Here is an 11,049-nt window from a genome sequence, read left to right on the forward strand (position 1 = left end):
GTGTCGCGGAGCCCTTGCGGAGGAGGGGTGAGGTTAGGCTACCCTCACCTACGTGACCGACGACCGGACCGAGGCGGCCTCACCCGCGCGTGCGGTGCGACGCTCATCCGTCGCCCCCTCCGGCCTCGACGCCACCGGCATCACCGTGGCGTACGACCGCGTCGACGTCGTGCACGCGGCCGACCTGCGGCTCCGCCCGGGTCGTGTCACCGCGCTCGTCGGTCCGAACGGCAGCGGCAAGTCGACGCTGCTGCGCACCCTCGCCCGGCTCCAGCACGCCCGAACGGGCAGCTTCACGCTCGACGTCGACCGTGCCGACCAGACCGACCGCACCGACCGCACCGACCGCGCGAGCGTGCCCGACCAGGTCGACGCCCTCGCCCTGGCACCGGCCCAGTTCGCCCGCCGCGTCGCGCTCCTGACGCAGGGCCGCCCGACCCCCGGCGGCCTCCGCGTCCACGAGGTCGTCGCGTTCGGCCGGCACCCGCACCGGACCCGGTGGACGCGCACCGATCCGGGAGGCCCGGCCGCCGTCGCGCACGCCATGACGGTCACCGGCGTGGCCGAGCTCGCGGAGCGCCCCGTCGACCAGCTCTCGGGCGGACAGCTCCAGCGCGTGTGGCTCGCGAGCTGCCTGGCGCAGGAGACCGGGGTCCTCCTGCTCGACGAGCCGACGACGTACCTGGACCTGCGCTACCAGGTGGAGCTGCTCGACCTCGTCCGCGACCTCGCCGACGAGCACCGGATCGCCGTCGGCATCGTCCTGCACGACCTCGACCAGGCCGCGGCCGTGGCGGACGACGTCGTCCTGCTCGCCGACGGCCGCGTCGTCGCCACGGGCACCCCGGCGGACGTCCTCACCTCGACCACCCTCAGCACCGTGTACGGCATCCGGATCGAGGTGGACGTCGACCCGGCAACGGGCGTCGTCCGCACCCGGGCCGTCGGCCGGCACCACGACCGATCCGGAAGGCTCCACCCCACTCCATGAAGCGCATCATCACCGCCGCGGCCCTCGCCGTCACCGCCGCCGTCGTCCTGACCGGATGCGGGACCACCGAGGCGACCTCGAGCACGTCCTCGTCCACCGCGGGCGCGATCACGATCACCGACGCGACCGGCACGAAGGTCCAGCTCGACGGACCGGCCACGAAGGTCGTCGGCACCGAGTGGAACGTCGTCGAGGACCTCGTCGCGCTCGGCGTGCAGCCGGTCGGCGTCGCGGACCCGAAGGGCTACGGGAACTGGGACACCGCCGCGCCGCTGACGGGCTCACCGAAGGACATCGGGACCCGCGGCGAGCCGAGCACCGACACCATCGCGTCCCTCGCGCCCGACCTCATCGTCGCCACGACGGACCTGTCGGCCGCGACCCTGAAGCAGCTCCGGGCGATCGCGCCCGTCGTGGCCGTGCGGTCCGCCGACGCCTCGCACCAGATCGAGCAGATGACGACCGACCTCGACATGATCGCGACGGCCACCGGGCGGCAGCAGCAGGCGGCGAAGGTCATGGACCGGTTCCACGACGCCGTCGCCGCGGGCAAGGAGGCGATCACGAAGGCGGGGCTCGCGGGCGACGACTTCGCGTTCGCCGACGGCTACGAGGTCTCGAACCAGGTCACCATCCGGCCCTACGCCGACGGCTCCCTGATCGGCGACGTCACCGAGGAGCTGGGACTCCACAACGCCTGGGACGTCACCGGCGACGGGAGCTACGGGCTCGGCAGCACCGACGTCGAGGGGCTGACGAAGCTGCCGTCCGACGTGCAGTTCCTCTACCTCGCGAACGACGCGGACGGCGGCGACGTGTTCACGAGCGCGCTCGGGTCGAACGCCGTGTGGAAGTCCCTGCCGTTCGTCGCCGCGGGTCACGTGCACCGGCTCCACGACGGCATCTGGCTGTTCGGTGGCCCGGCCTCCATGACCGCGTACGTGCACGCCGTCGTGGCGGCGCTCAGGAAGTGACGCTCCTGGCGCCGCGGCGGCCGGTCACGGTCACCGCGGTGCTCCTGGCCGGCGCGGTCCTCGTGGCCGCGCTCGCCGTCGTGGACGTCACGCAGGGCTCGGCGGCCGTCGGGCCGGCGGCGGTCTGGAGGGCCGTCACCGGTCATGCGGACCAGGGCGACGCGTCCGTCGTGGTCGCGTCGCGCCTCCCGCGGGCGGTCGCGGGGATCCTGGTGGGCGCCGCGCTCGGCGTGGCCGGGTCGGCCCTCCAGGCCATCAGCCGGAACCCGCTCGCCGCTCCCGACACGCTCGCCGTCGATGCCGGCGCGTACGTCGCGCTCACCGTCGTCGGGGTGACGGGCGTGCACCTGCCGCTCCTGGCCTCCTCGGGCGTCGCGTTCGTCGGCGGGCTCGTCGCGGCGGGCGTCGTGCTCGCGCTCTCCGGACTCGGGTCGGGCACCGTCCGGCTCGTCCTGGCCGGCAGCGCGCTGGCGCTCGGCGTCGGGTCCGTGACCTCCACGCTCGTGCTGCTGTTCCCCGAACGGACCGAGGGGCTGTACCAGTGGAGCCAGGGGAGCATCGCGCAGAACGGCATGGGCGGTGTCGCGCAGATGGCGCCCGTCGTCGCGGTGGGCATCCTCGGTCTGCTCGTCGTCGGACGGCGCATCGACGTGCTCGGACTCGGGGACGACGCCGCACGGGGCCTGGGCGTCGGCGTCCGACGGACCCGCGTCGTCAGCGTCGTGCTCGCGGTGCTGCTCGCCGCGGCGTCGGTCACGCTCGCGGGGCCGATCGGGTTCGTCGGACTCTGCGCCCCCGCGCTCGCCAGGCCGCTGACCCGACGCGTCGCCGGACTCACCCGGGCGGTCGTCGCGCTCCCGCTCGCCGGGCTCGTCGGCGCGGTCGTCGTCCTCGGGTCGGACGTGCTGCTCCGCGCGGTGGTCGGTGGGGACGCCGCCGTCGGGGTCCCCACCGGCACCGTCACCACGTTCGTCGGCGCGGTGTTCCTCGTCGGCCTCGCCTTCCGCGCCCGCGCCGCCGGGGAGACCACGACCGCGGGGGACCGACTCCGGATCCCGAGCACGGTCGTGTTCGTGCTCACCGTCGTCGTGCTCGCCGCGGTGCTCGTCGGCACCGTCATCGCCGCGGTGCTGCTCGGCGACGCGAAGCTCCTCCTCGGCGACGTCGTCAACTGGGCCACCGGGCGAGCCGGGCCGATCGTGTCGTACGTGCTCGACACGCGTGTGCCGAGGGTGCTCGCCGCGCTCCTCGCCGGGGCGGCCCTCGCGCTCGCCGGCACCGCCGTGCAGGCCGTGACGCGGAACCCCCTGGCGGAACCGGGGATCCTCGGCGTCTCCGGAGGTGCCGGGCTCGGTGCGGTCCTCCTGCTCACCACCGTGCCCGTCGCGGGGTCGTGGGGCGTCGCGGGGGCGGCGCTCGCCGGGGCCGGGGTGGTCGCGGCGGTCGTGTTCGGGCTCGCCGCGCGCGGGGGCTTCCGGCAGGACCGGCTCGTGCTCATCGGCATCGGGGCCTCGGCGGCGACCACGGCGCTCATCGGGCTGCTCATCGCCCTGACCGATCCGTTCAACGCGACGAAGGCCCTGACCTGGCTGTCCGGCTCGACCTACGGGCGGACGATGCCCGACGTCGTCCCGGTCGTCGTCGCGCTCGCACTCGGACTCGTGGTGGTCGGCCTGCGGCACTGGGCGCTCGACCTCGTCTCGCTCGACGAGGACACTCCACGCTTGCTCGGGCTCCGGCTGCCCGCGACCCGGCTGCTGTTCCTCGTGACGAGCGTCGTGCTCACCGCCACCGCCGTCGCCGCCGTCGGCACCATCGGGTTCGTCGGACTCGTCGCCCCGCACGCCGCCCGGGCCCTGGTCGGTCGGCGGCACGCCCGCGTCGTCCCGGTCGCGGTCCTGCTCGGCGCGGTGCTCGTGTGCCTGGCGGACCTGCTCGGGCGGACCGTGATCGCCCCCGCGCAGATCGGGGCGGGGCTGCTGACCGCCGTGATCGGGACACCGTACTTCGTGTGGCTCCTGGCGCGGTCCCGGACCTGAGGTCGTCCGGCCGCTCCGAGCACCCTCATGCCGTCGGTCGAACACTTTGCTTCCGGTTGCACACCCCGATCGAGGTGTTCGACCGGCAGCGGAGTGTTCGACACGCGGCGGGGCATGCTCAGGGCCGGCGCGTGCGAAGGTGATCGCGTGCACGACGAGCGCCAGCCCGAGCCCACGCCCACGACCACGACCTCGACGTCGCTCGGGGTCGTCGGGATCGGTCGGATGGGCGCGGCGCTCCTGCCGCACCTGGTCGCGCTCGGGCCGGTCCTCGCGCACGACATCGACCCCGCCCGCGAGCCGGACGTCCTCGCCGCCGGGGCGCGCTGGGCACCGACGCTCGCCGAGCTCCTCGCCCGCGTGGACGTCCTCGTCACGGTGCTCCCCGGACCACCCGAGCTCGGTGCCGTCATGGCGGAGGCGCTGCCGGGCCTCCCGGCCGGTGCATTGTGGCTGGACCTGACGTCCGCTGATCCACGGACGACGCGGGTGCTCGCCGCCGTCGCGGCGGGCCACGGCGTCGATGTCGTGTGCGCGCCGATGGGTGGGCCCGTCGCCGACGCGACGGCGGCAGCCCTCACCCTGTTCGCGAGTGGGAGGCCCGCAGCGGTCGAGCGCGCCCGTCCCGTCCTCGACGCCCTCACCGTCCGCGGTACCGTCCGGCACGCTGGTGACCGGTCCGAGGACGGGCAGGTCGTCAAGCTGCTCGCCAACGCGCTGTGGTTCGCCCACGCGTCCGCGGCGACCGAGGCCATGCTCGTCGGGCAGGCGATGGGGCTCGAACCCGAGCACCTGCACGCCCTGCTCCGCACGAGCGCCGGGGGCAGCGTGTTCATGGACCGGCACCTCGACCGCCTGCTCGACGGGGACGACATGACCACGTTCGGCGTCGACCGGGTCGTCGAGGAGCTGGATACCGTCGCGGGGCTCGGGCGCGAGGGCGGGGTCCCGATGCCGGTGCTCGACGCCTCGGCGGACGTGCAGCGCGCGGCGCTCGCGCGGTACGGGCCGGCGCTCGGGGAGCTGCTCGGGGCGCGGTGGCTCGAGGAGCGGGCGGGGCGGCGGTTGCAGCGACGTGCGACGTGAGCGGGAGCGGAGTCGGGGAGGACGGGAGGCGCCGTCGCTGACGGCGATGGTCCTGACCCGCTCTGGCTGCGACCGGATGGCTGAGTGGATCTTCAGCGCTTTGATCCGGATAGGCAAACCAGCTCGAATACCGGGAACCATCGGGGCTCTTGCATTCTTGCCGCCCCTGTTCGAGGTACACATCAACACGGAGTAACGAGCAGTACCGGTACGAAACAGTGGCACTCCGCTATTCCGCTCAGCTACGTTCAGCGTCATCACAGCCGGTGGGGTTGTGCGGCTGGATTGAGTTCGGGGAGCTGTTGCGATCGTTCATGTCGCTTCGCCGTTCGCGTGCGCGGTGGGTCACCGTGGTGCTGTCGTTGTTGGTTGCGTTGCTCGGGTCGGTGCTGGTGTCCGCACCGGCGCACGCGTTGAATGACATCGGGACCGGTGGGCAGTTCGTGCCCGCGAGGGGCCGGGTGTGCCTGTACGGATTTGGGATCGGGAAGTACTGGACGTACAAAATCCAGTCGACGACGCAGGATCGACAGAAGAAGTACAAGGCGGTCACGCAAACTAGTGGAGTGCTCTCGGCATTCAAGCCCGGCTCCACCGCGTTGGCCTGCGAGATCGATACTGGGATGCCTTACGGTGCGTAGAGTACTGGCAGCAGTCGCCGTGCTCATCGCGATCGCGGTGGGAACTTCAGGGTGCGCCACGCAAAAATCGCTTGACGAGTACCTCGGGCAGCCTCTCTCCTCCCTGGGTGGACGCAATTCGCCTCAAACGATAGCCAGGCAAGTCGTGCATATACCAGGTGAACTGAGGCGCCGCGAGGATGGGCTCTCAAGTCCGTACATCATAGTTGCGATCTGCTCGACGTCGGTTCCAGTGAAGGACGCTCGTCAGGTCACGGTTGCGGTCGTGCGCATGGCTCGGATGAGCGCGACCGCCGTGAAGCGGGCGAAAGCGGGAAAGTATGAGGCCCTAGTTACTTGCGGTAGGGGCAGTAAGCGACCTTGAGTCCACTCCAAGTAGTCGACGACTGGTCGGAGGATCTGCGATTCAGCCCCCACTCCACTATCCACAACCGGTAGCGCGAACCTTCTCTCGTACTATGTCGGTCAGTTACTGGGCGAATAAACATGCAATCAGTCCCTTCGCTATTGCGGACTTGACGATCACTAGTCTCTGACAGGCTCAGAAGAGCGCCCGGGTGCACTGGGCGCTCTTCTGCCGCATCCGGTTTTCCGGCTCTTCGCAGACGAGGGTGTAGCCGTGGTGTGAGCTGTGGGGGCTGGAGCGGGGTCGAGGTCCCCCGATGATGGAAGTTCTCAAGCTGCCCGTCCGGAAGACCTCGACGTGTCCCACGCTACCTTCGCGCTGCCCGACCTCACCACGTTCTGCCGCCTCGACGAGCTCGATATCGAGGCCGTGCGCGGTCGCCACGAGGTCCTCGAGCGCCCGCACGCACGCGTACCGGACGAGCCGGGTCTCGTCGAGCTCGACCAGCCCGTAGCCGTGCCGGAAGGCGGCGGCCTGCTCGTCGGTCAGCGGGGTGAACAGCACGCTGAACACGATGAGGTGCAGGTCGAGCTGGCGCGGGGCCACGACCGCGTCGTCCCAGTCGAGATGCCCTTCCGCGCGTCCTTCCGCCGGTTGGTCCAGCCCGATCGATCAAAGTCCCGGGGGACGGGCACTGCTCCTTCCCAGGTGCGTGCACCCCGGTTCCGCGCCAGACTGACCGGACACCGATCACCGACCGGAGGACCCCCATGGCCAGCGTCGACGACCTGCTCACCGCCAACCTGCACGCCGTGTTCGGCCAGCGTGATGCGTCCGCCCGTGCTGCCGCCGCCCAGGACGCCTACGCCGACGACGTCGTGTTCACCGACCCCGAGGGCTCGGTCACCGGTCGCGACGCCCTGCTCGGCAAGGCCGCGGGACTGCTCGACGAAGCACCCGCCGAGTTCGTGTTCGCCGAGGACGGCCCGCGCTACGTCAGCGGGACCGCGGGCGCGCTCGCCTGGGCGTTCGGACCCGCCGATGCCCCGGTCGCCCGTGGCATCGACGTCATCACCGTCCAGGAGGGACGCATCACGACGCTCCTCACGATCCTCACCGACGAGGCACCGCCGCTCACGCCGACCATCTGACGGCGGGAGGGGCGGTGCGGGCCGCCCCGGGCCTCCCGGCCGGCGGCCGGAGCCAGCGGTGTCCTGCCGCCGCTGTCCTGGTCCGTGCCGTCCTGGCGGTGACGCGTCCGAGGGCGACGGCGCCGTTGTCGTTCGACAGCGGTCATGTCGAGAACAGGCGGAGGGAGCCTGGCCGGGGAGCGCGGCGGGCCTGGGTCAGCAGAGGCCAGCCAGGGTCGCGTCCGACCCCGCGCTCGTCGCGGACACGGTCGAGACCAGGTGGCAGCCGGACGGCAGGCCCGACACGACGAGGGAGGAACCCGACCGGGTCGCCGGGGTCGCGACGCCGTCGACCCAGACCGTCGTCCCGGACCCCGCCCCGACGGGCAGGGTGACCGCGCTGGTCGTCGTGGACGGGACGCGCAGGGCCAGGTCGACCGCGCCTCCCGACCGTTGCTGGTAGGCCGCGGCGATGGTGCCGCGCACCGTGGGCTCGGTGACCGAGGCGTGGTCGACGGCGCCGGGCTGCGGCGCCACCGAGAACGACGCGTACCCGGGCGCGGTGGGCACGATGCCGAACAGGCCGGTCGTGACGTCGGAGACCGGCGACGCGGCCCACGGGTGCGAGTAGGTCGTGTTGGCCTTGAGGGACTTGTCCCACGCCTCCATCGTCGAGCCCGCGCCGACGCGCACCATGTTCATCCAGCTCGTCTTGTCCGTCGCCGTGAGCAGCGCGTCCGCGGCCGATCCGGCGCCGGCCGAGTAGAGACCCGGGAGCAGGAACGCGGCGCAGTAGACGCTGCAGGCCATGCCCTTCCCCGTCACGTACGACGCCGCCCGCGGGACGTTCGCGGGATCGACGACGCCGAACGCCAGGGCGAACGCGGTCGCTTGCACGGCCTCGTGCGCGATCGGCTTGTTCGTCCCCGTGGTCAGGCCGTCGCGGTAGGCACCCTTCGTGCCGTCCCAGAGCCGGGCGTTGATCGCGGTCCGGAGGGACGCCGCCTGGGTCCGGTAGCTCGCCGCGTCCGCGGTCTTCCCGATCGCGGCCGCCATCTCGGCGAGGTCGACGAGGTCCCGGTAGGTCAGCGCGTTCACGACCGTGTCGGTGTCGGTCAACTGGTAGCCGTCCCGCTCACCGGCAGGCCAGTCGACGATGTCGTCGGCGTCCGCGTGGTCGACGAGTCCCGTCGCGTGGCTGATCGACCCGGTCAGCGGGATGGTGCGGAGCGTGGCGTAGTCGGCGCGGATCTGGGTCGTGTCGCCGCTGGCCTCCCACGCATCGTGCACCGCGAGGACGTCGTACAGGCGCCACTCGGTCGGCCAGGTCGGGTGGGCGAGCAAGTAGTCCACCGAGTAGGTGCCGAGCGCTCCGTCCGCGGACAGGGCCTCCTGCGCGGTCTGCTCGATGTACGCGTCGGCCTCGTACGCGCCACGCTCGCGCTCCCAGGAGTCGACGTACAGGTCCAGCGTGTCGTCGATGATCGTGTTCCGCGACAGCTGCCACACCGCGTCGAGCTTGCTCGACGACGACGAGAACGTCGCGGCCGTCGCGTCGATCGGGTAGCGGAGCACCTCGGCCTGCAGGTCGTGCGCCGTCACCGCCTGCGGCACGTTCGACACCTCGACGTACCGGAACACCCGGATCCCCCAGGAGCGCAGGGTCTGGGAGCCGGTCTTGAGGGTCCAGCGGTCCTCCCACTTGTTGCCGGCGGTGGTCTGGTACTGGACGGACCCACCACCGCTGGCGAGGACCTCGCCGTAGCGGATGTCCACCGTCCGCGTGTCCGGGCTCGTCATCGCGAGCCGGAGCCCGCCGATCCGCGTCTGGCCGAAGTCGAGCAGGTAGTGCCCGGTGCCGAGCCGCGTGATGGTCGTCGGGGCGTCGTCCTCCTGGAGCATCGTCGCGGTCGGCGTCGGGGTGAGCGTGCTGGTCGCGAACGCGCTGCGTGCCTGGGCGAGCGTCCACGCGTGGTCGTCGAACCCGACGGTGTCGAAGCCCGACGGGTACTGGCGTGCGTCGATGTCCTCGACGGGAGCGGCGTAGTAGGACGTACCCACCGAGCCGGCGGCGGGGAACACGCCCGTGCCGGTGCGCACCCGCCAGGTGGGACCGGTGCCGACGCGGGTCTCGGTGCCGTCGGTGTAGTGCACGACGAGCTCCGCGAGGAACCGGTGGTCCGACGTCGTGTACAGCAGGGCCCCGATCGCGTTGGTCGCCCCCGCGTGCAGCAGGGACGTCACGTCGTAGCTGTCGTAGCGGACCTCCTTGCCGACCGACTGGGTCGGACCGGCTCCGACGAAGCTCCCGTTGACGCTGATCTTGTACACGTACTGGCGGGACGGCGCGGGGGAGGTCGCGGTCGCCGAGAGGGTCGCCCACGCGATCGTCCGGGCCGGCAGCGTCACCTCGTCGCGGGCGAACAGCCAGTCCGACACGGCACCGGAGCGGATCAGGCAGGCCGCCGAGGTCGGGAACGTCGCCTTGCCGCCGGACACCGTGCCGCAGGGGACGTCGGCGTTGCTCGTGAACGTGTTCCGGTACAGGACGCTCGAGCCTGGGCTCGTCACGGTCAGGCCCGAGAACGTCGTCTTCTCCTTCGAGCCGTTCCGGTAGCCGATGACGCCGCGTGTGTCCGTGTGCGAGGTGCGGGTGTCGACCAGTCGGCCGGCGAACCACGTCCGGATGGTCGAACCGGACACCTGGACCTTGATCGCGTACGCGTGCCCCGAGGTGACCTTGGTGCCGAGCGGGATCTTCTTCGTCGTGAGCTTGCTGTACTTGCCGGCCACCTGCACCTGCGGGACGAGGCTCGACGTGGCGGTGTCGAACTGCCAGAGGTAGCCGTTCTTCGCGTCCTTCGCCCGGAACACGACGCCGGTCGGCTGCGCCGTCGCGACGTAGGTCTCGGTGAACGTGTAGTTGCTCCACGGGTCGAACAGGCACGAGCGCGAGGTCGACACGGTGAGGACGCCGTGCGACTCCCGCCCGCAGCCGAGGTCGGCGACGGTGCTCGACGACGACTGCGACCAGAGGGTCGCGCCCGTGCGGTCCGCGACGGCGAGCGATCGGAAGGTGGCCGACTCGTGGGTGCCGGTCTGCACGCCGATCCACCCGCTCGCGAACGTCCCGTCGGTCCGGGTGTCCACGGTCGTGCCGCCGATGGTCGTCGTGATCGTGTCGCCGCCGAGCGACACGGTGAACGCGGTGTCCCGGCCCACCGCCAGGTCGACGCCCTCTGCGTGCAGATCGACCGTGCCGAGCACCCGGTAGGCGCCCGCCCGCCGGACCTCGGCGACCAGGCGGTCGCTCGCTGCCTGGAACTGCCAGAGGTAGTAGTCGCTCGCGTCGGTCCCGCGGAGGAGGACCGTCGCGGCGCTCGCCGTGATCGTGAAGTGCCCGGACAGGGTGTAGTTCGACCAGGTGTTCGACGGGGTCTCGGACCAGATCGCCCGGGCTCCACCCCAGTCGCCGCCGAGCGCGGTGCCGAACGTCGCCGGCGTCGCCCACGGCGAGGTCGCGCCCGCGCCGTCGACGACCTGCACCGAGAACCACGAGCGGCTCCCCGCGGTGAGGGTCGGTCCGGCGTAGGACACGTTCTGGCTCGCGCCGGACGTCACCACCCCGCTGTCCCAGATGTCGCCGGTCCCCGCTGCGGCGGCGGCACTCGAGTCGGCGACGACGATGCGGTAGGACCGCTGGTCGGGCGCGCCCGCCGGGAGGCCCGCGGCGGCACGCTCGAGCACGGCCGGCTGCCAGGAGAACCGGACGGGCACGCTCGGGTCGACGTCCATCGGTGCGCTGAGGCCGTCGACGGTCAGGTGGGTGGGGGCGGTGGGGA

Annotated in this window: 8 protein-coding genes; 6 read left to right on the forward strand and 2 right to left on the reverse strand. The window is 72.0% G+C overall.

What is annotated here, in order from left to right:
• The first annotated feature begins 52 nt into the window (after positions 1-52).
• The 5 genes from DEI86_RS14600 to DEI86_RS14620 all read left to right on the forward strand — a co-directional run bounded on the left by DEI86_RS14600 (position 53) and on the right by DEI86_RS14620 (position 5,731).
• The gene (locus tag DEI86_RS14600) at positions 53-991 is read left to right on the forward strand and encodes an ABC transporter ATP-binding protein (protein ID WP_309146569.1); all 939 of its coding nucleotides are present in this window, start codon (positions 53-55) and stop codon (positions 989-991) included.
• Positions 988-1,965: an iron-siderophore ABC transporter substrate-binding protein gene (locus DEI86_RS14605; protein ID WP_111049998.1), complete on the forward strand. Its 978-nt coding sequence runs from the start codon at positions 988-990 to the stop codon at positions 1,963-1,965. The genes DEI86_RS14600 and DEI86_RS14605 overlap by 4 nt, the downstream gene beginning before the upstream one ends.
• Positions 1,962-4,004 carry an iron ABC transporter permease gene (locus tag DEI86_RS14610; protein WP_111049999.1) on the forward strand — a complete coding sequence of 681 codons (2,043 nt, stop codon included), beginning with the start codon at positions 1,962-1,964 and terminating at the stop codon, positions 4,002-4,004. The genes DEI86_RS14605 and DEI86_RS14610 overlap by 4 nt, the downstream gene beginning before the upstream one ends.
• Before the next feature lie 147 nt (positions 4,005-4,151).
• On the forward strand, positions 4,152-5,090 hold the full coding sequence (locus tag DEI86_RS14615; protein WP_181439800.1) for an NAD(P)-dependent oxidoreductase: 939 nt from the start codon (positions 4,152-4,154) through the stop codon (positions 5,088-5,090).
• Positions 5,091-5,308: 218 nt separating this feature from the next.
• Positions 5,309-5,731 carry a hypothetical protein gene (locus tag DEI86_RS14620; RefSeq protein WP_146244956.1) on the forward strand — a complete coding sequence of 141 codons (423 nt, stop codon included), beginning with the start codon at positions 5,309-5,311 and terminating at the stop codon, positions 5,729-5,731.
• A 541-nt stretch (positions 5,732-6,272) separates the two neighbouring features.
• Here DEI86_RS14620 and DEI86_RS14625 read toward each other — a convergent pair.
• Positions 6,273-6,683: a hypothetical protein gene (locus tag DEI86_RS14625; RefSeq protein WP_111050002.1), complete on the reverse strand. Its 411-nt coding sequence runs from the start codon at positions 6,681-6,683 to the stop codon at positions 6,273-6,275.
• Positions 6,684-6,847: 164 nt separating this feature from the next.
• Between DEI86_RS14625 and DEI86_RS14630 the strand changes: the two genes are divergently transcribed.
• Positions 6,848-7,228: a nuclear transport factor 2 family protein gene (locus DEI86_RS14630; RefSeq protein ID WP_111050003.1), complete on the forward strand. Its 381-nt coding sequence runs from the start codon at positions 6,848-6,850 to the stop codon at positions 7,226-7,228.
• A 195-nt stretch (positions 7,229-7,423) separates the two neighbouring features.
• On the opposite strand, the gene DEI86_RS14635 is transcribed toward DEI86_RS14630, so the two are convergent.
• Positions 7,424-11,049: family 78 glycoside hydrolase catalytic domain (locus tag DEI86_RS14635; RefSeq protein WP_146244957.1), on the reverse strand; the 3,626-nt coding region annotated here is incomplete at its 5' end.

It is taken from the genome of Curtobacterium sp. MCBD17_028, from assembly GCF_003234875.1.
Classification (GTDB): Bacteria; Actinomycetota; Actinomycetes; order Actinomycetales; family Microbacteriaceae; genus Curtobacterium.

What these genes read in the sequence shown, in the direction of transcription:
- DEI86_RS14630 (WP_111050003.1), top strand. Translation starts at nt 6,848, where the DNA reads ATGGCCAGCGTCGACGACCTGCTCACCGCCAACCTGCACGCCGTGTTC.
- DEI86_RS14605 (WP_111049998.1), top strand. Translation starts at nt 988, where the DNA reads ATGAAGCGCATCATCACCGCCGCGGCCCTCGCCGTCACCGCCGCCGTC.